This is a genomic window from Paenarthrobacter sp. TRD_SC_7, from assembly GCF_056156245.1.
Map to the genome: position 1 here is coordinate 893,592 of NZ_CM149587.1, position 17,914 is coordinate 911,505.

18 protein-coding genes are annotated in these 17,914 nt (G+C 62.4%); 7 read left to right on the top strand and 11 right to left on the bottom strand.

Annotation, left to right across the window (positions count from 1 at the left end; genetic code table 11):
- Positions 1-208: 208 nt before the first annotated feature.
- Positions 209-1,447, bottom strand: a complete 1,239-nt coding sequence (locus AC0J5Z_RS04425; RefSeq protein ID WP_475035764.1) for an IS110 family RNA-guided transposase — start codon at positions 1,445-1,447, stop codon at positions 209-211.
- A gap of 81 nt (positions 1,448-1,528) precedes the next feature.
- Between AC0J5Z_RS04425 and AC0J5Z_RS04430 the strand changes: the two genes are divergently transcribed.
- On the top strand, positions 1,529-1,660 hold the full coding sequence (locus tag AC0J5Z_RS04430) for a hypothetical protein (protein ID WP_475035766.1): 132 nt from the start codon (positions 1,529-1,531) through the stop codon (positions 1,658-1,660).
- 66 nt (positions 1,661-1,726) lie between these two features.
- On the opposite strand, the gene AC0J5Z_RS04435 is transcribed toward AC0J5Z_RS04430, so the two are convergent.
- The 3 genes from AC0J5Z_RS04435 to xylA form a co-directional block, all read right to left on the bottom strand.
- Positions 1,727-2,710 carry a LacI family DNA-binding transcriptional regulator gene (locus AC0J5Z_RS04435; protein ID WP_475039535.1) on the bottom strand — a complete coding sequence of 328 codons (984 nt, stop codon included), beginning with the start codon at positions 2,708-2,710 and terminating at the stop codon, positions 1,727-1,729.
- A 69-nt stretch (positions 2,711-2,779) separates the two neighbouring features.
- Complete coding sequence (locus AC0J5Z_RS04440) at positions 2,780-4,210, bottom strand: xylulokinase (RefSeq protein WP_475037692.1); 1,431 nt, start codon at positions 4,208-4,210, stop codon at positions 2,780-2,782.
- Positions 4,211-4,312: 102 nt separating this feature from the next.
- Positions 4,313-5,500: a xylose isomerase gene (gene xylA, locus AC0J5Z_RS04445; RefSeq protein ID WP_475037693.1), complete on the bottom strand. Its 1,188-nt coding sequence runs from the start codon at positions 5,498-5,500 to the stop codon at positions 4,313-4,315.
- Between the two features lie 144 nt (positions 5,501-5,644).
- Here xylA and AC0J5Z_RS04450 point away from each other — a divergent pair, with 144 nt between their 5' ends.
- Positions 5,645-6,850 carry an ROK family transcriptional regulator gene (locus AC0J5Z_RS04450; protein ID WP_475037695.1) on the top strand — a complete coding sequence of 402 codons (1,206 nt, stop codon included), beginning with the start codon at positions 5,645-5,647 and terminating at the stop codon, positions 6,848-6,850.
- Between the two features lie 21 nt (positions 6,851-6,871).
- Here the strand turns inward: AC0J5Z_RS04450 and AC0J5Z_RS04455 are convergent, their stop codons facing one another.
- Positions 6,872-7,648, bottom strand: a complete 777-nt coding sequence (locus AC0J5Z_RS04455) for a TetR/AcrR family transcriptional regulator (protein ID WP_475037697.1) — start codon at positions 7,646-7,648, stop codon at positions 6,872-6,874.
- A 97-nt stretch (positions 7,649-7,745) separates the two neighbouring features.
- On the opposite strand from AC0J5Z_RS04455, the gene AC0J5Z_RS04460 reads away from it, so the two are divergent.
- The 4 genes from AC0J5Z_RS04460 (at position 7,746) to AC0J5Z_RS04475 (ending at position 10,864) form a co-directional block, all read left to right on the top strand.
- Positions 7,746-8,702: an ATP-binding cassette domain-containing protein gene (locus AC0J5Z_RS04460; RefSeq protein WP_475037699.1), complete on the top strand. Its 957-nt coding sequence runs from the start codon at positions 7,746-7,748 to the stop codon at positions 8,700-8,702.
- Positions 8,702-9,463 carry an ABC transporter permease gene (locus AC0J5Z_RS04465; RefSeq protein ID WP_475039537.1) on the top strand — a complete coding sequence of 254 codons (762 nt, stop codon included), beginning with the start codon at positions 8,702-8,704 and terminating at the stop codon, positions 9,461-9,463. Before AC0J5Z_RS04460 ends, AC0J5Z_RS04465 begins: the two co-directional genes overlap by 1 nt.
- A 91-nt stretch (positions 9,464-9,554) precedes the next feature.
- Entirely contained in the window at positions 9,555-10,634 is a 1,080-nt protein-coding gene (locus AC0J5Z_RS04470; RefSeq protein ID WP_475037700.1) for a YihY/virulence factor BrkB family protein, read from the top strand.
- A 20-nt stretch (positions 10,635-10,654) separates the two neighbouring features.
- Positions 10,655-10,864, top strand: coding sequence for a hypothetical protein (locus tag AC0J5Z_RS04475; protein ID WP_475037703.1), 210 nt, complete (start codon positions 10,655-10,657; stop codon positions 10,862-10,864).
- Between the two features lie 61 nt (positions 10,865-10,925).
- On the opposite strand, the gene AC0J5Z_RS04480 is transcribed toward AC0J5Z_RS04475, so the two are convergent.
- The 4 genes from AC0J5Z_RS04480 to AC0J5Z_RS04495 form a co-directional block, all read right to left on the bottom strand.
- Positions 10,926-11,099, bottom strand: coding sequence for a hypothetical protein (locus tag AC0J5Z_RS04480; RefSeq protein ID WP_475037705.1), 174 nt, complete (start codon positions 11,097-11,099; stop codon positions 10,926-10,928).
- A 417-nt stretch (positions 11,100-11,516) separates the two neighbouring features.
- Positions 11,517-12,359 carry a sugar phosphate isomerase/epimerase family protein gene (locus tag AC0J5Z_RS04485; protein ID WP_475037706.1) on the bottom strand — a complete coding sequence of 281 codons (843 nt, stop codon included), beginning with the start codon at positions 12,357-12,359 and terminating at the stop codon, positions 11,517-11,519.
- A complete protein-coding gene (locus tag AC0J5Z_RS04490; protein ID WP_475037707.1) occupies positions 12,356-13,570 on the bottom strand; it encodes a dihydrodipicolinate synthase family protein in 1,215 nt (404 codons plus the stop codon). The genes AC0J5Z_RS04485 and AC0J5Z_RS04490 overlap by 4 nt, the downstream gene beginning before the upstream one ends.
- Positions 13,570-14,739, bottom strand: a complete 1,170-nt coding sequence (locus AC0J5Z_RS04495; RefSeq protein ID WP_475039539.1) for a Gfo/Idh/MocA family protein — start codon at positions 14,737-14,739, stop codon at positions 13,570-13,572. The genes AC0J5Z_RS04490 and AC0J5Z_RS04495 overlap by 1 nt, the downstream gene beginning before the upstream one ends.
- A gap of 197 nt (positions 14,740-14,936) precedes the next feature.
- Here AC0J5Z_RS04495 and AC0J5Z_RS04500 point away from each other — a divergent pair, with 197 nt between their 5' ends.
- The gene (locus AC0J5Z_RS04500) at positions 14,937-15,974 is read left to right on the top strand and encodes a LacI family DNA-binding transcriptional regulator (RefSeq protein ID WP_475037708.1); all 1,038 of its coding nucleotides are present in this window, start codon (positions 14,937-14,939) and stop codon (positions 15,972-15,974) included.
- A 114-nt stretch (positions 15,975-16,088) separates the two neighbouring features.
- Here AC0J5Z_RS04500 and AC0J5Z_RS04505 read toward each other — a convergent pair whose 3' ends face one another.
- Together AC0J5Z_RS04505 and AC0J5Z_RS04510 are read right to left on the bottom strand one after the other, a co-directional pair.
- Positions 16,089-16,862, bottom strand: coding sequence for a sugar phosphate isomerase/epimerase family protein (locus tag AC0J5Z_RS04505; protein ID WP_475037709.1), 774 nt, complete (start codon positions 16,860-16,862; stop codon positions 16,089-16,091).
- A gap of 293 nt (positions 16,863-17,155) precedes the next feature.
- Positions 17,156-17,722 carry a GNAT family N-acetyltransferase gene (locus tag AC0J5Z_RS04510; RefSeq protein WP_475037710.1) on the bottom strand — a complete coding sequence of 189 codons (567 nt, stop codon included), beginning with the start codon at positions 17,720-17,722 and terminating at the stop codon, positions 17,156-17,158.
- Between the last annotated feature and the right edge of the window lie 192 nt (positions 17,723-17,914).

The window sequence follows — 17,914 nt, forward strand, 5'->3', positions numbered from 1 at the left end:
GGCCTCATTGCCGGGGGTCGGGGTGGAAAACTGAAGAAGGTCTGATGCAATTGTTAGCGCTCACAACTTTGATGTCAAGAGCGGGCCGCGTTGAACAGGTGCTCAGGACGGGGGTTAGGCGGTGGCGCGCCCAAGTAGGTCGCAGCAGAGCTCGTTTTGAGCGGTCAGAACGAGCTCTGCTGCGACCTAATACGAAAGTAGTGGTGACTCAGGCTGCGGTGGTTGGGCTGATGGTGACGTTGTAGCCGAGGTTGTTGAGTTGTTTGATGGCGTTGTTTTTCGCGCGGGATGGGTTGATGCGGGTGAAGTGGTCTGCGCCCGGGTCGGTGTAGCACTCGCCGTTGGCGAGCATGTGCCATGCCGCTGTCAGGATGGAATGCTCGATCGCTACGACCGCTCTCATGGGTCCGCGGCGGGCTGCTATGCGGTGGTATCTGGCTGCGAGGTACGTGCCTTGCGTTCGTGTCGCTGATAGGGCTGAGGTGCCGAGAGCGGCTTTGAGGTATTTGTTGCCGGGCATGATGTGGCTGGACTTGATCCTCCCGGCGGATTCATTGGCGCTGGGACAGACGCCGGCCCAGGACGCGAGCCGGGCCGGCGTTTCGAAGACGCGCATGTCTGCACCGGTTTCGGCGATGATCACTTCGGCAACTTTGAGGGATACTCCGGGGATGGTGGCCAGGGCCTGCCTGGCTTCACGAAAGGGTTCCATAGCCTCCTCGATCCGCCCGGTGAGCGCCTCAATGGTTCGGGTCTGGGCATCGATCTGGTCCAGATGCAGCCTTGCCATGAATGCGTGGTGAGGCTTGAACCTGCCGGTAAGGGCATCAACAAGGGCAGGGACTTTGGAGCGCAAGGTTCCTCGAGCCATTCCTGCCAATACCTGAGGATCACGTTCTCCGCTGATCAAGGCCTCAAGCATCTCTCTGGACGAGACCCCCATCAGGTCCGAGACCTCCGAGGAAAGCTTGATTCCCGAGCTCTCCAGAAATTTCTCCAGCCGCTGGATCTCTCGGGTCCTGTCCCTGCCGGCGATAGCACGGGCGCGGGTCAGGTCCCGGAGTTCACGGATTGGCTCGGGTGGAACAAAGGAACCCTTGAGCAACCCGTAAGCGGCCAACTGCGCCAACCACGCCGCGTCCGAAACATCGGTTTTGCGCCCGGGGATATTCCGTGCAGCCTTGGCATTGACCAGCATCACCGGCAACGTCTCTTCAAACAGATAGAAGAAGGGCTTCCAGTAATCGCTGGTCGCTTCCATCACCACGGCAGAAACCCGTTCACGCTCCAGGAAGTCCCGCAGTTCCAAGATCGATTGTGTGGTTGCACCCCAGGTCGTAACCCGTGAGATGTAAGTCCCCGCCCGCGTCCCCGGAACCCGGACACAGACCTTCGCGTCCCGCTTGGAAATATCCAACCCCGCGGCCCGCTCGTGCACGATATCCATTGCACCCTCCTACCCCTGTAGCTCCTTAGTTAGGTGTCTGCCACGGGGAGGACAGGGAAACTATTCAGGAATCTAACACTCGTGCTCAAAGCAACAATCCACGGTGCCCGTGGAGTCCTCCGGGTCACGCTACTTGACGGGCACAAAGGCACCAAGGTCACAGCGACCTCAACCACAGCAGACAATCCCATGATCCACCGCCCCGCCCGGTAACAACAGACCCGTGTTACACCCCGCACACACTTTCTAACACCACGGTGCGGCAGCGCCGCCTGACCGCTACTTGGAGACGGGAGCCGTGGTGGAGCGAACAACCAACCGGGGCGTCACCGTGGCAGGCGTACCGGTGGTTCCGTTCTCCAGCCGGTCCAGCAGCAAACCGATGCAGCGTTGGCCGAGCTCCTCGAAGTCCTGGGCCACGGTGGTCAACGGGGGTATGAAGTACGCCGACTCCGGTTGGTCGTCGAAGCCCACCACACTGATGTCCGCGGGCACTTGAACACCAAGCTCGTTGAACGCGCGAAGGACGCCGAGGGCCATTTGATCATTGGCGACGAAGAGGGCCGTCACGGATCGTTCGGCGGCGATCTTTAGGCCTTCGCGGTACCCGCATTCGGCGCTCCAGTCGCCCTCGATAAGAGTTGCCGGCTCAATCCCGGCCTCGGCCAGGGCGTCCCGCCACCCTTCGATGCGGGCAGCAGCGTCAATCCAATCAGCCGGGCCGGAAAGGTGCCCGATCCGCTGGTGCCCGAGTTCCAGGAGATGCTCGACGGCGAGGCGCGCCCCCTGCCGCTGGTCCACAGTGGCGCCCGTGAGGTGCTCATCGCCGATGGACCCAACAGCAACCAGGGGTACTTGGACGGTGATGTCTTTGAGGACATCAAAAGTGCCCGGGTGGGGCACCGTTACTACGATGCCGTCGACGCCTTGGTCCATAAAGTGCGCCATGGCGTCCTTGATGGTGTCCGGCGTTACTTCCCGCAGGCCGGCGACACTGACGAAATAGCCCGCGTCCCTTGCCGCCTGCTGGACTCCGAGGAGCGTGTGGGACGGCCCGTACTGCGCCATTTCGCTGCCGAGCACCCCAATGGTCTGGGATCGCCGGGTGACCAGGCTGCGGGCGGCGGTGTTCCGGCGATACCCCAATTCGGTGATGGCCTGCTCGACGCGCTCGCGGGTCTTGGAGCTCACGTTGGGGTGGTTGTTCAACACCCGGGAGACGGTCTGGTGGGAGACACCTGCCACTCGGGCAACGTCCTCCATGACGGGAGGCCGGGGCGGTGCAGATTGTTCAGTGCTCACCCTGTCACGATAGAGCACCCGCGACGTTGATTAGCTCTTGGCCACCTTGGCGGCATAGTGGCGGTACCTGGTCAGGAATTCCGGAACGCCTGCGGCATTCCGGTGAACAACCTCAATTCCTTCAAGTGGCCAATCCGGCAACTTGCCCGTCAGTACGCCTGCAGCTTGCCGGGCCGCGCCGTCCGCAACGTACTCTCCGGGCTCCGGTATGAACACGGGCAACCCAAAGGCTGCGACCGCGATTTGCTGGACCGCGTCCGATTGCGCACCTCCGCCCACCAGGATGATGCGCTGGGCGGAGACACCCTGTGCCAGCAGGGCAGCCAGCCCGTCGGCCAGAGAACACAGCACGCCCTCAACCGCGGCGCGGGCCATGTTGGCAGGAGTGTAGTTGGAAACCGTGATGCCATGGAGGGATCCCGTGGCATCCGGGAGATTGGGGGTCCGTTCGCCCTCGAAGTACGGGACGAGGGTCAGCCCTTCAGCGCCCTCCGGAGCGGACAGGGCCAATTCACCGAGTTCCGTCAGGGTCACGCCAAGTAATGCAGCCGTGGCGTCGAAGATCCGGGTCGCATTGAGCGTGCATGCGAGCGGCAGGTAGTTGCCGGTGGCGTCCGCGAAGCCTGCCACGAGCCCGCTTGCATCCAACGCTGGCACATCTGAAACCGCGAAGACCGTGCCCGACGTTCCGATCGAAATTACGACGTCCCCGACGGTGGCACTCACGCCCAGTCCAGCTGCCGCGTTGTCACCTGCACCCGGCCCAATCAGTGCGCCGGCAGGTGTCTTTCCCGCAGCTTCCAGGGGCCCGACGACGACGGGCAGCGCGGGGACGTGGCCGAGGGTGCTCTTGAGGACCTCCGGCAAGTATCCGCCACTGCTCGGGGAGAAGTAGCCCGTACCGGAAGCATCCGAGCGGTCTGTGCGGAGGAGTTCCAGGGAGGCAGGCCCGCTTCCGGGTCCGTGTCCGGCCAGGCGCCAGGACAGCCAATCGTGGGGAAGGCACACTGCCGCCGTTTGATGAGCGTTGACGGGTTCGTTCCGTGCCAACCAACGGAGCTTGGTTGCCGTCAGCGATGCCACCGGTACGGTTCCCGTGCGGGACGCCCAGTAGGCGGCTCCTGCCGTGGCATCGCCATCGCCGGCCTCAAGGATCAGCTCTTCTGCGTCCGGGGCCGAACGGGTGTCGTTCCACAACAGGGCCGGACGGACAATGTTTCCTGACTCGTCCAGGCACACCATGCCGTGCTGCTGGCCGCCGACGGACACGGCCTCGACGCCTTCCAAGCCGCCCGCTTGTGCAACTGCTTCCTGCAAGGCCGACCACCAATAATCCGGATGGACTTCCGTGCCCTCAGGGTGGGAGGCCCGGCCCTGACGCACCAGGGCGCCGGTGACTGAATCCCGGATGACCACTTTGCAGGACTGGGTAGAGCTGTCTATCCCGGCTACGAGAGGCATGCGTTTGTTCCTTAGGGGGACCGCCGCCGGGCCTGCAAGGAAAAGCCTGCAAAGGAGAAACCTGGGGAGCCCGGCGGCGGGAATGTGATGTGTGGGAGTGACCTAGCGGGCGCCGAGCAGGTGCTCGATGGCCAACTGGTTGAGGCGGACGAAGGCGAATGAGCGTTCGGCGGCCTGATCGGCGTCGAACGTTTCGAAGGCGCTGGCGTCAGCCAGCAGGTCCGCAGTGGTCTCTCCGGCGTTCAGGGTGGGTTCGCCCAGCTCGAACACGCCCGAAGTGGCCAAGGCCTCCTGGACATCGGGATCGGCGCGGAAAGCAAGGGCGCGTTCCTTCAGCAGGAGGTACATGGACATGTTGGACTTAGCTGATTCCCACACGCCGTCGTACCCATCGGTGCGTGACGGCTTGTAGTCGAAGTGGCGCGGACCGTCGTACTTCGGACCACCGTTGGGGAAGCCGTTCTCCAGCAGGTCCACCGTGAAGAAAGCGCTGGTGAGGTCGCCGTGGCCGAAGACGAGGTCCTGATCGTATTTGATCCCACGCTGGCCGTTGAGGTCGATGTGGAAGAGCTTGCCCGCCCACAGGGCCTGGGCGATGCCGTGGGTGAAGTTCAGTCCGGCCATCTGCTCGTGGCCCGTTTCCGGGTTGAGGCCCACGATGTCGCCGTGTTCCAGCTGCGCGATGAACGCCAGGCCATGGCCGACGGTGGGCAGGAAGATGTCACCCCGGGGTTCGTTTGGCTTGGGTTCCAAGGCAATCCGAAGGCCGTAGCCCTTCTCCTTGATGTATCCGGCCGCCGTGTCTACGCCTTCCTTCATGCGGTCCAGCGCTGCGGAGAGGTCCTTGGAGCCGTCGTATTCGCTGCCTTCGCGGCCGCCCCACATCACGAAGGTCTCGGCACCCAGTTCAGCAGCGAGGTCGATGTTCCGGAGGATCTTGCTGAGGGCGAAGCGGCGGATGGAGCGGTCGTTCGAGGTGAATCCGCCGTCCTTAAACACCGGGTGGCTGAACAGATTGGTGGTGACCATCGGAGTCTTCAGGCCGGTCTCGGCCAAGGCTGCTTTGAAGTTCTTCAGTATGAGGTCACGCTCGGACGCCGTGGCATCGAACGGAACCAAGTCATTGTCGTGGAACGTGATGCCGTAAGCGCCGAGCTCGCTGAGCTTGTGGACTGCCTCAACCGGGTCCAATGCCGGACGAGTAGCTACGCCGAAGGGATCGGCGCCGGTCCAGCCGACGGTCCAAAGGCCAAAGGTGAAGCGGTCCTGCGCGGTGGGCTGCGGGGTCATTTTTGCTCCTTTGCAAAGCACTGGGGGAAGAACTGGAAGAGATGCACTCCAATTAGTTTTCAATCTGAACTATATGGGGGATGATGGATCATGGTCAATGGAAGTCGGAAAAATTCTTCGAATCCGCAGGGAGGTCCCACGCCAGTGAATGAGCAAACCGCGCCCGGACGCGTAGGCGACGTCCGCCGTCGAAATCTTTCATTGGTGATGGACTCCATCGCCCGGACCGGTGATGCCAAGCCAAGTCGCGCGCAGTTGGCCGCCGGAACCGGACTTACCAAGGCTGCGGTTTCCAGCCTGGTGGCCGACCTCGTTGAGTCCGGGCTGGTCTCCGAAGTGGGCCTTTACCGCGACGGAGAGCGGGGACGGCCTGGCCAGGGCTTGGAACTCAGTGCCCGCCGTGGCGTAGTGGGCATGGAGATCAACGTGGACTACCTGGCCGTTGGCCTCGTGGACCTGGGCGGAAATCTCCGCTTCCACTCCACCGTTGAATCGAGAAACCGGGGGATGGCGCCCGAAAAGGTCATGGAGCGCTTGGGTGGCCTGGTTGCAGAAGCTGTAGCCGCCGCTGCTGCAGCGGACATCTCAATCCTCGGTGGCGGCCTGGCGGTGCCCGGCCTGGTGGATGGGCAGCGCAACCTTGTGTTGTCCGCTCCCAACCTGCACTGGGAGCACGAGGAGCTGAACCCGCGGTCTCTGCTTGATGACGCACCGCTTGGCGTCAGGTTATCCAACGAGGCCAACAGTGCCGCACTCGGGGAGCTCTGGTATGGCGGAGGCCAGACTGACTTCCTCTATGTTTCAGGCGAAGTGGGCGTTGGTGGGGGCGTCATTATCGGCTCGGAGCTTTACACCGGGCCTGGCGGATCGGCGGGCGAACTTGGACACATCGTGGTTCACCCGGACGGGCCAGCTTGTTCCTGCGGTGGGGTGGGGTGCTTGGAGACCTTTGCCGGCCAGGAAGCCATTTTCGAGGCGGCCGGCATCCCCGAGGGCTCGCTGGCCGGGCGCACGGAACTGCTGCTAGCGGCCTTGGGCGCTCAGGAACCGCAGGCCACGCAGGCAGTTCACGACGCCGGGAGGTACCTGGGCGTCGCGCTAGCCTCTTCTGCGCGGTTGATGGATATTGAAGCCGTAGTGCTCGGCGGGCACTTCGCTGTGCTGGCGGAATGGCTCAGGCCGGCGCTGCTCACCAGTTTGGAGCGCTACGCACCGGGACTGCTGGATCCGGGCAACCTGACAGTTTCCGCTCTTGAGCACTCAGGAACGCTCCTCGGCGCTGCGGGCCAGGTCATCCGGTCCGTGATCGAATCGCCGTTCGAGTTCCTGCTGGCGAGCAAGCTCGCCTAGCCCGCTCGCAGAAGCCGGGGCTTAGTCCTGGCGCGCGCTGGAATCCCGGCGCGCCATCAGCGTTTCCATGCCGTCCAGGTAACGCTCCAAGGCGAACCCGAGCTCGTCGCCTGCTTGTTCCATGACGGCCAGTTCGGGATCACTGAACAGGCCCAGAACCTCGCGGTGTTTTTCGGAGTCAAGGAGTTGGAAGAGCAAGCCCACGTAGGCTTCGAAAGCGGCAGGGGAATCGTTGTCAGCCACATCAAGTTCCATTCGGGTGCTCGAACGAACCAGATTTGCCAGCATTAGGGCGGAATTGAGTTTCTCCGATGCCGTGAGTGGTGTGGGGGCGAGGGCCCTCAGAAGTTGCTCGAGCCAGAGAAGCTCATGGGGTGAGGCTGGTGGGCCGCTGACTGGGTAGTCCAGTATCCAGGGATGCTGCCGATAACGCTTCTCTATGGCTTTGGCCCAGCTTCGCGTGGCGGTTCGCCAGTCGGGCTCGCTGCCGGGACCTGCAGAGCCTGGAGTATCGGCAAAATCCGGCTCGCCAAAAGCCTCGTCCACCATGAGGACCAAGAGCTCTTCCTTGGACCGCAGGTGTCGGTACAACGACATGGAAGTGAAACCCAGATCCTTGGCCACCCTCGCCATGGAAACCGCGGCCAGCCCTTCCTTGTCAGCGAGGCGAATGGCCACTTCCACAATTCGTGCAGCGCTGAGTTCGGCTTTTGCGCCCCGGGTTGAGGGGCGCTCCAGTCCCCATGCGATGGCGATGCCCGGAGGCATTTCCACGGGGGTCGGTTCTTTTTGCGGCATGGCTTCCTTCCTTCACAGCCAGCCTAACTGTTTCGGGTATACACAAAGAACTGCTTATGCTATAAACAGTTTACGGCGTAAACATGTGATCGGATGAATGATGAATGCTGAATCAGCCATAGACGTGTCAGATCTCCACAAGAGCTACGGAGGCAAACCCGCGCTGGCCGGCGTCGACGTGAGCGTCCCTGCGGGCAGCGTTTTCGCCCTGCTCGGTCCAAACGGTGCAGGCAAGTCCACGCTGGTTGGCATCCTCACGACGCTTCTGCGCGCAGACGGCGGGACTGTCGCGGTCGGAGGTTTCGACGTCGAACGCCAGGCCGCCGCTGTCCGGAACCTCCTCAGCGTCACCAGCCAGGCATCGGCGGTGGATGAGTTCCTGACCGGGAGGGAAAACCTGAGGATGATGGGCCGATTGCACCTCCTGCCCGGCGCGAAGGCCAACGCCCGGGCGGATGAGTTGCTGCGGGACTTCGACCTTCAAGAGGCGGCGGGTCGAAAGGTATCTACCTACTCCGGCGGTATGGTCCGCCGCTTGGATCTCGCCATGAGCCTGGTGCGACGCCCCAGGGTTCTCTTCCTCGACGAGCCCACTACGGGGTTGGACCCACGAAGCAGGCTGGCGGTGTGGAATGCGGTGCGCGGGTTGTCGCACCAAGGCGTCACGGTGTTCCTGACCACCCAGTATCTGGAGGAAGCTGATCAGCTGGCAGATTCCATCGCGGTGTTGAATGACGGGCGAATCATGGCGCAGGGAACGGCCGAGGAGTTGAAGAAGTTGGTTCCCGCCGGCCACGTGGAATTCGGGTTCCAAGACCCGGGGGACTTCGGAAGGGCGCTGGCGCTGATCCGAGCTGAAACTGCGAACGGTACTTTCACTCACGATGCCGAGTTGCTCACCATCCGCATGGGAACGGCTGACAGTGCTGCAGTCATCACGTCGATGGTCGCCACCCTCAGCGCTGCGGGCTGCACGGCCAGCAGTATTTCCATCATCAAACCCTCGCTGGATGACGTCTTCCTGGCGTTGACGGCCAAGCAGGAGGCGAAGTGATGACTGCGGTAGGCCTGTATGTTGCCAACACCGTAACCATGGTCAGGCGCGAACTTTTCCGGACCATGAGGACTGTTGATTCCATAGTGATTTCGCTGATGGTTCCAGTGGGAATCCTGTTCGCCTTCGTCTGGGTGTTCGGTGGGGCCATCCAATCCGGTGGAGGTTACGTGAATTACGTGATGCCGGGACTGCTGCTCATGTGTGCGGCTTTCGGTTCGTCCCAAACTGCTGTGAGCGTTGCCCAGGACATCAAATCCGGCGTAGTGGACCGCTTCAGGACCCTGCCCATTGCGGGCTCCACTGTACTGGCGGGCCATGTAATTGCCAGCAGCCTACGGAATCTGGCCACGAGTGCGGTACTGGTGGCTTGTGCCCTCGTTCTGGGGTTTCGGCCACAGGCAACTTTCGGAGGTGCCCTGGCGGCGGTGGCGCTGCTCTTGGCCTTCATCCTTGCCTTCACCTGGTTGTCCACCTTGGCAGGGCTGCTCCTCAGTCCCGAAGCCGCCAGCGGCCTCACGAGCATCACGATCTTCCTTCCCTACGTCAGCAGCGCTTTCGTGAAACCGGAAACGATGCCGTCGTGGTTGCAGGGTTTCGCCCAGCATCAGCCGTTCACGCCAGTCACTGAGGCGCTGCGGGCTTTCCTGCTGGGCGGCAATGCCGGAGCTTCGGGGTGGCTCGCGGTGGCGTGGTGCGTCGGTCTGGGGTTCGCTGGTTGGGTAGGTGCCGCGATAATCTTCCGGAGGCGTAGGCGATAAGTCGGCGTGGGTGCTTCCGCATTAATCATCAGCATGCTTACTATTGATGGGTCAGTTGTTCGCGAAAACTACCCCCACGGACGAGTGCCCCATGACTACACAAGACTCAGCCCACACCAGTACAGCCAAGGCGCAGACCGCTCCTTCCCCGGAAGATTCGCGTAAGCCGGACAGTCCCAGCGACCTCGCCAAGCCCACTTGGTTATATATCGCCAAGCGGACGCTGCGGGAGTTCACCAAGGATCAATGTCCGGACGCCGCGGCTGGCCTGACGTATTACGCCGTGCTGGCACTCTTCCCTGCGCTCTTGGCCTTGGTTTCCCTGATTGGGATCTTCGGTGACGCAGGAAAAACCACGTCCGCGCTGCTGGATATCGTCCAGCAGTTCGCGCCGGGACCGGGCGTAGATGCCATGCGCCAGCCCATCGAGGAGCTGACTCAGTCCAACGCCGCCGGCTTTACGCTGATCATCGGTATTCTCGTGGCGCTTTGGTCCGCTTCCGGGTACACCACAGCCTTCAGCCGGGCCATGAATCGGGTCTACGAAGTGGATGAGGGCCGTGGCTTCGTCAAGCTGCGTGGCACGATGCTCGCCGTGACTATCGTTGCCGTCGTGGGTGCTGCACTATCGGCCGCCATGCTGGTCCTTAGCGGGCCGGTGGCTGAGGCCATCGGTGGCGCCATCGGATTGTCGGAGACGGCCCTGACAGTCTGGAACATCGCAAAGTGGCCGGTCCTCATTCTTGTAGTCGTCGCCATCATTGCGGTGCTTTATTACTTCACTCCCAACGTCAAGCAGCCCAAGTTCCGTTGGATGAGCATGGGCTCCCTGATCGCTCTGGTGATTTTCGCCCTGGCATCGCTGGGCTTCGGCTTCTATGTTGCCAACTTCAGCAACTACAACAAGACGTATGGCGCTTTGGCGGGTGTGATCATCATGTTGCTGTGGCTCTGGATCCTCAACATGTCTTTGCTGTTCGGTGCGGAATTCGACGCCGAGATGGAGCGCGGACGCCAGCTGCAGGGCGGCATTGAAGCCGAAGAGAGCATCCAATTGCCGCCGCGCGACACCAAAAAGAGCGACAAGATGCAGGAAAAGGAAGACCAAGTCATTCGGGACGGCGAAGAAATCCGTGAAAACCACGGTGACGAGCCGAAAAAGAACAAGTAGCCGAAGTGGAGACCCTCGCCATGGGCACTGAAACGCAACAAAAGAAGCTCAAAGCCATCAGGAATGGCGACAGCGTCCGGATCAGCGGTGAGGTTTTTCAGGTCAGTTCAGTGGCACCTGTGGAAGGCTCACGGAATATCAGTCTGGAACTGGAAGGGCACGACGGCGGATCGGTCACCTTGATCGGCCTGCCGAAGTCCCGCGTCCAGCTCGCTGCGCGAGCCTCCTAATCCGGGCAATTCCTCATGGGATTCACTTACAGTCCGGCCGCACTCGTGGCGGCTTGAAGACTCAGGCTTCAGCGGGGAAGCCTTGATCGGCGTCATCCCACCAGCCCTCCCAGGCACTGGATGTCAGGCGCTCGGTAACGAAGGCGGGGGAGTGCTCGGAGCTGGATTCTCCGGCCTGGCCACTGTGGTTGCCGCTGGCGTCAAGGAAAAAGTTCAGGGTCTTCAAGAGCATCATGGTGGTGTCCTTTCAGTGGTTTCGTGGACGTCTTTGTCCAAGTAGAACCAGCGTAGGTGGCCATTGTTTCCTCTCGTCGACGCAATGTTTCAGCTGTGTACCACTTATCTCACCTGCCTATTCCGCGACTCATGGCGGACACAAAATGTGGCTCGACTGCGGCACTCACCCGAGCGTCGTCGTCGAGCCTTTTCTTCTGGTTGCCGGGCTGCTGAGGCCGCGCTAATTCCTGTGGGCCGCGCAACCGGGCAGGCGACGCCGGGATCCAGGTGTCGTGGGCGTGTAGCCGCGGCCCGAACGAAAATGGGCGTCACACGCACAAAAAGCGGGCCCCTGCCGTGACCTTGGCAGGAGCCCGCTGGCTATTGGAGCGATCCTCCCGCGGAGCTTAGGGCATTCCGCGGGAGGATCACGTGGTTACGCGTACGGGAGGACGAGCTCCGCGTAGCGCTGTTTCATGGTTTCCAGGACGGCGTCGCCATCGGCGTCCCAGATTTCCTGGTTGAAGATTTCAACTTCGATGTCGCCCGTGTAGCCGGCGTCCCTGACCCAGGTGCCGATGGTCGCGAAGTCGATGACGCCGTCGCCCATCATGCCGCGGGACAGCAGAGCGTCCGCAGCGATCGGCAGGTTGAAGTCGCACACCTGGTAGGAGGCTATGCGGTTCTCGCGGCCGGCCCGTTCGATCTGCGCCTTCAGTTCCGGATCCCACCAGACGTGGAAGGTGTCGACGGCGACGCCAACAGCCTTCGCGTTGTACGGCGCGGCGAGATCCAGTGCTTGGCCAAGAGTAGAGATCAGTGCGCGGTCAGCGGCGTACATCGGGTGCAGGGGTTCCAGCACCAGCCGTACACCGTTCTCGGAAGCGAACGGGACTAGTTCCTCCAGCCGGTCGGCGACGCGCTGACGGGCAGCCACGACGTCCTTCTCGCCGGGAGCAAGCCCGCCAACCACCAAGAACAGCTCCTGGGTGTCCAGCGTGACTGCTTCGCGGACGGCCTCGAAGTTGTCGGCCAGTGCAGCGGCCTGTCCCTCGGCGTCGGCCGCCGTGAGGAAGCCACCGCGGCACAGGGACGAAACCCGGAGTCCGGCATCTTTGATGAGCTTGGCTGCCTTCTCCAAGCCAGCCTCGGCCACCCGGTCACGCCACGGTCCGATCGCGGGGATGCCAGCGCGGGCGCAACCATCAACGACCTCGGCCAGGGTCCACTTCTTGGTGGTGGCGCTGTTGAGGGACAGGCGGGAGAAGTCCGCGCTCATGCACCCACCCCGTTGATCCGCAGGAAGTCAGACATCCGGAAAGCGGCCAACGACGGATCCTTCAGCAAGCCGGCCTGGTCGGCCAATTCGAAGGTCTTGGCCAGATGCAGGACCGATCGGCCCGAGTGCAGGCCGCCGACCATCTGGAAACCGGGCTGCTTGCCGTTGAGCCAGGACATGAAGGCGATACCGGTCTTGTAGTAGAACGTGGGTGCGCTGAAGATGTGCTTTCCGAGCTCACGGGTGGAATCCAGGATCGCGCGCCCTTCTGCGCCTTGACCGGCGTCGTACTTCTGCAAGGCCACCGAAGCAGCAGGGTAGATCGCTGCGAAGATGCCCAGCAAGGCGTCCGAATGGCGCGTCTGGTCGCCGTCGATCAGCTGCGGGTAGTTGAAGTCGTCGCCGGTGTAGAGGCGAACTTCTTCCGGAAGTGCGGCGCGCAGGGCTACCTCGTGCGAGGCGTCCAGCAGAGAAACCTTCACGCCGTCAACCTTGTCCGCGTGCTCACGGATCAGGCTGAGGAACGTTTCGGTGGCCACGGAGACGTCGTCGGAACCCCAGTATCCGGCCAGTGCGGGGTCGAACATGGTGCCGAGCCAGTGCAGGATGACGGGCTGATCGACTTCCTGCAGGAGCGTCGAGTAGACGTGCAGGTAGTCGTCGGCGCCGTTGGCAACCTTGGCCAGGGCGCGGGATGCCATGAGGATGACCTTGGGGCCGGCCTCGCTGACGACGGCGATCTGCTCGCGGTAAGCGTCGATGACGGCCTGAATTCCGGCTGCGCCCTCAGGAAGTGCAGTGATATCAAGTTGATCGGTGCCTGCGCCGCAGGACACGAGGTCGCGGACGGACTTGCCGGTGATGGCGGCGTTGCCTGCCGCGACAACGGATGCGGCTTCTGCGCCGGTGCGCTTGATGAGCTGCTGGGTGGCTGCCCAGTCCAGGCCCATGCCGCGCTGCGCGGTGTCCATGGCGTCAGCGACACCCAGGCCGTAGGACCACAACTCGTGCCGGTAGGCCAGCGTGGCGTCCCAGTCGAGCTGCGCCGGTGCGCCGGGAGTGTTGTCTGCAGCGACCTCGGGGATGACATGGGCTGCGGCATAGGCGCGGCGGGCCGTCAAGGGAGCGGTCGGCTTGGCCCACGATGTGGCTGCCTGAAGGCGGTACTCGCGGGTGCCGCCGTCGTTGGTGGGAAGAATCAGTGACGTCATTAGAGGGTGATCTCCGGGATGTCGATGGTGCGGCGCTCAGCGGAGGACTGCAGGCCGAGCTCGGCCAGCTGGACGCCACGTGCTGCGGAAAGCAGGCCGAAGCGGTGCTCGCGGCCGGCGACGACGTCGCGGAGGAATTCTTCCCACTGCAGCTTGAAGCCGTTGTCCAGCTCAGCGTTGGCGGGGACTTCCTGCCACTGGCTGCGGAAGGACTCCGTGACGGGCAGGTCCGGGTTCCAGACGGGCTTTGGGGTGTGGGCGCGCTGCTGCGCAACGCACTTGTTCAAGCCGGCGACGGCGGAACCGTGCGTGCCGTCGATCTGGAACTCAACCAGTTCGTCGCGGTAAACGCGAACGGCCCAGGAGGAGTTGATCTGGCCGATGACGTCGTCACCGCCCGGGGTTTCGAGTTCGAAGATGCCGTAGGAGGCGTCGTCTGCGGTGGCCTTGTATTCCTTGCCAGCTTCGTCCCAGCGTGCGGGGATATGCGTGGCGGTTTTGGCGTTGACGCTCTTGACCTTGCCGATGATGCCTTCAAGGACGTAATTCCAGTGGCAGAACATGTCCGTGGTCATTCCGCCGCCGTCTTCCTTGCGGTAGTTCCAGGACGGACGCTGTGCAGCCTGAACGTCACCTTCGAAGACCCAGTAACCAAATTCGCCACGGATTGAGAGGATGCGGCCGAAGAAGCCTTCGTCAACCAGGCGGCGGAGCTTCACCAGGCCGGGCAGGTACAGCTTGTCGTGCACAACGCCAGCGGTGACGCCGGCTTCCTTGCCGATACGTGCCAGTTCAATGGCTTCCTCAAGGGTCTCTGCCGTGGGCTTCTCGGTGAAGATGTGCTTGCCGGCGCGCATGGCCTTCTTCAGGGTGGCGGCACGGAGGCTGGTCATGGACGCATCAAAGATGATGTCCACGGTGGGATCGGCGATGACGGCATCCAGATCCGTGGTCCATTCGGAAACCTTGTGGAGTTCGGCGAGCTCGCGGATCTTGGCTTCGTTGCGGCCAACGAGGATCGGCTCGACCTGAACCTTGGTGCCGTCTTCCAGGGTGAAGCCGCCGGCGTCGCGGATGGGCAGGATGGACCGCAGCAAGTGCTGGCGGTAGCCCATGCGGCCGGTGATGCCGTTCATGGCGATGCGGATCGTCTTTGTTTCGTAGCCCATGTTTTCTCCAGTGCCTTGTGTGCCGGTCGCTGTGCGGATGCCGGTGCTTGCTGTTTTCATGTGGGAAAGCGCATTCCCGTTGCCATCGATCATGCACTATGGCGCGCAGGGTTGGCAAGCGCTTTCCGAAAAGTGGTGGATGGCTGCCATAATTTCCTTAGCGCCAGTCCGGACGCGTTGCAGAAAAGGAGAGCCCCGTGGCCGCCAGCACACTGAGTGAAGTTGCCCGTTTGGCCGGGGTCTCCCTGGCCACGGCATCCCGGGTACTGAACGGCTCGTCCCGTAAGCCGGCAGAAGAGATTGCCGAGCGCGTCCGTGAGGCTGCCGAAAAGCTCGGATATGTCCCCAATGCGCAGGCGCAAGCGCTCGCGAAGTCGAGCTCCGGATTGATCGGACTGATTGTCCACGACATCGCCGACCCCTACTTCTCCGCCATCGCCCGCGGCGTTCAGGACGCGGCCCGTCAACAGAACCGCATGGTCCTGTTGGCCAGCACGTCCGGAGCTCCTTTGGATGAAAAGGAGGCTGTAGCGGCTTTCGCCGCCCGCCGTGCAGATTCCATAGTTATTGCCGGTTCCCGTTCCGTGCGTGCCGAGGACAAACAAGGCAACACCGAACTCGCCGCCGAGCTGGACCGCTACTGCCGCAACGGCGGACACGTAGGCGTGGTCGGCCACCCCGTGGTTGGCGCCTCCACTTCCGAGGGTTACCACGTGGTGAAAGTTCCCAACGAGGAACTCGCTGCCGCCCTTGCTGCTGAATTGGCCGCCTCACACGAAGGCGCTTTCCTGATCGTGGCGGGTCCCGAGGGGTTGTACACCTCGGATGACCGGGTCCGCGGTTTTCAGCGAGGGCTTACCGACGCTGGAAGGCCCGCCGCAGAGGTCATTCGCACCGGCTTCAATCGTGCCGGAGGCTACGACGCCGGTTTGGCCCTCGCGGAACGCATCAAAGCTTTTAAGGATCGGCTTTGCATCTTCGCGGTCAATGACGTCATGGCGATTGGGGTCACCGCTGCGCTACGGCCGGAAGGGGTCTGGATTCCCCGCGATGCCACCATCGCCGGCTTTGACGACATCGAAACCCTGCGCGACTTCCGCCCGGCCTTGTCCACGGTGCATTTGCCGCTGGAGGACATTGGGCGCCTCGCCGCCGGAGACCCTGACGCCCCACCCGTGAGTGGCGCGGTCAAGCTTCGCCGCAGCACGGAGATTCCGGCCGAATCGCACGGATGACCTGCCAAGGCAGGTGCCCCGGGCGCTCACGGTGATTCCCGCCGTCGGGCGTTCCCATAAGCAACCCCCTGCGCAGCCTGGCCCTGCCGGATGGGCTGGACTGCTTAGCGGGGGTTAGTCCTCGCCCAAGGTGATGGTGTGCAGGAACGCGGCGTCGTTGAGCACGTTGTGCGGCAGGTCGTCCTCGACGAATTCCAGCATGATGTCCATGTCCTTGCCGTTGCCCCGCAGGACATCGGTGACCGTCTGCCAAAGCAGCTTCCGGTTCCGTAGCGGAAAGCGCTGTGCTTTGGGTCCCCACGAGAAACAATGGACGCCCACCAGGTGCGGCAAGACTGCGTGGAGGGACTCAAGTGCCTGCTTGTCTGTTAGCCCGACGGCGGGCTGCCAGTAGGTGCCGACGTTGGCGTGATTCACCCTGTTCAGTAAGTCGAGGGTGGTGGCGGGGGAGTCGGTGAGGGTGTTGCCGTGGTACTCAAAAGCGATGGCGACGCCGCGTTCGGCCGCCAAATCGGCAATGCGCAGGGTGTCTTTGACCACCGCGTCCCAGTGCCCGTCGTTGGCATCATCCGAACCGAGTTCACCGGCCCACACCCGAACCCTGGGGGCGCCGAGTGCGGTAGCGAGGTCCAGGTCGCGGGCAAAGTCTCCGAACGCCCCGCATCGGTAGTATGAGCCAAGCGACAGAACAGTGAGCCCGGCTTTCTCCGTAGCTTCCTGGGCATGCGCGGCCGATTCGGAATCGCTGACGTGCACATCCGTGCCCCACTCGATCCCGGCCAAGCCTGCGTCCGAGGAAATCCGGACCACATCGTCAATCCCATGGGAGCGGAGAGTAACGGAACAAAGGCCAGGCGTGAGGTCAGCCAGCGTGGTGAGGTCGATCATGATCACAGGATATCGGGAATGCGCTTACCCAGTAAGGGCGTATCGCCTGTTGAACAGAGTAGATACCCGATAGCCGGACACATGAGGCCATGCGGCCGGGCTCGAGTGGCTGGTTGGGCGGCGTAGGCGCAGGGGTCGTCAGTGCGAGGCCCCGTGCTGCCTAGGGGTCTGGGTCAAATGACAATACGTGAGGAGCGCACTTAGACGTTTCCTGACAACCTTGTCAATAACTTGGCAATAAACAACGAAGCGGTGGACGCTTTATTTATGCCCTCATCTTTCCGGGAACCGCCCTACAGCTCGATCCAGTACCGACGAACAGGCTCGGTGATGCCAAACTCCGGCGCGAAACTCTCCGAGGGGCGAATGCTCTCAAGCATGCCGCCGCACGACTCGATTGTCCGGGCAGACGGAAGATTTGAATCCCTGCATGTCAGCAGGACTCGTTCCATCCCGAGTGCGCGGCCTTCCCGAAGAGCGCCATTGAGGGCAAGCTTGGCGAGTCCCCGCCCCCTGGCGCTAGGCCTGATGCCATACCCGATGTGTCCCCCGACTTCAGCCAGATAGCCATTTGTCAGGGAATGCCTGAGGCTGACGGAACCCAGATATGTTTCGCCGTCGACAAGCCAGATGGATGTCTGATGAGCGAATCCTGCGGGAGGGCGGAAGTCGCCCCGGGCCAAATCGATCAGTAGCTTCACCCAGCTGGTGAAGTCATTGTCCTCGCGGAGGTCCAGATTGTAGCGCTCAGCCAGGAACGCGGACGAGCCGTCTTGATCAAGTGTCCCCCACTCGTCATAGCTGTCCAACCAAGAGGCTCGAAACGTCGAGGATGGCGGGAGCAGCTCTGTGCGAATCATTTGGTGAGCTTACTACAAGCAACACATGGACATGACAAGACCTGTGAAGTTTCAGAAAACTTGATTCCGACACGCCCAACCAGCCGATTACTAAAGCGAAAATATTTAAGCTATCTTTTCTGGGTGTAAGCACTTACACCCAGAATCCGGAGAGGGGGGAAACGGAATGAAGGCATACAAGAAGCCCACGGT

Excerpts from the sequence above, each read along its gene's own strand:
- AC0J5Z_RS04425 (WP_475035764.1), bottom strand. The coding sequence starts at position 1,447 with ATGGATATCGTGCACGAGCGGGCCGCGGGGTTGGATATTTCCAAGCGG.
- AC0J5Z_RS04435 (WP_475039535.1), bottom strand. The coding sequence starts at position 2,710 with ATGGAGGACGTTGCCCGAGTGGCAGGTGTCTCCCACCAGACCGTCTCC.
- AC0J5Z_RS04440 (WP_475037692.1), bottom strand. The coding sequence starts at position 4,210 with ATGCCTCTCGTAGCCGGGATAGACAGCTCTACCCAGTCCTGCAAAGTG.
- xylA (WP_475037693.1), bottom strand. The coding sequence starts at position 5,500 with ATGACCCCGCAGCCCACCGCGCAGGACCGCTTCACCTTTGGCCTTTGG.
- AC0J5Z_RS04455 (WP_475037697.1), bottom strand. The coding sequence starts at position 7,648 with ATGCCGCAAAAAGAACCGACCCCCGTGGAAATGCCTCCGGGCATCGCC.
- AC0J5Z_RS04460 (WP_475037699.1), top strand. The coding sequence starts at position 7,746 with ATGATGAATGCTGAATCAGCCATAGACGTGTCAGATCTCCACAAGAGC.
- AC0J5Z_RS04465 (WP_475039537.1), top strand. The coding sequence starts at position 8,702 with ATGACTGCGGTAGGCCTGTATGTTGCCAACACCGTAACCATGGTCAGG.
- AC0J5Z_RS04470 (WP_475037700.1), top strand. The coding sequence starts at position 9,555 with ATGACTACACAAGACTCAGCCCACACCAGTACAGCCAAGGCGCAGACC.
- AC0J5Z_RS04475 (WP_475037703.1), top strand. The coding sequence starts at position 10,655 with ATGGGCACTGAAACGCAACAAAAGAAGCTCAAAGCCATCAGGAATGGC.
- AC0J5Z_RS04480 (WP_475037705.1), bottom strand. The coding sequence starts at position 11,099 with ATGATGCTCTTGAAGACCCTGAACTTTTTCCTTGACGCCAGCGGCAAC.
- AC0J5Z_RS04485 (WP_475037706.1), bottom strand. The coding sequence starts at position 12,359 with ATGAGCGCGGACTTCTCCCGCCTGTCCCTCAACAGCGCCACCACCAAG.
- AC0J5Z_RS04490 (WP_475037707.1), bottom strand. The coding sequence starts at position 13,570 with ATGACGTCACTGATTCTTCCCACCAACGACGGCGGCACCCGCGAGTAC.
- AC0J5Z_RS04495 (WP_475039539.1), bottom strand. The coding sequence starts at position 14,739 with ATGGGCTACGAAACAAAGACGATCCGCATCGCCATGAACGGCATCACC.
- AC0J5Z_RS04505 (WP_475037709.1), bottom strand. The coding sequence starts at position 16,862 with ATGATCGACCTCACCACGCTGGCTGACCTCACGCCTGGCCTTTGTTCC.
- AC0J5Z_RS04510 (WP_475037710.1), bottom strand. The coding sequence starts at position 17,722 with ATGATTCGCACAGAGCTGCTCCCGCCATCCTCGACGTTTCGAGCCTCT.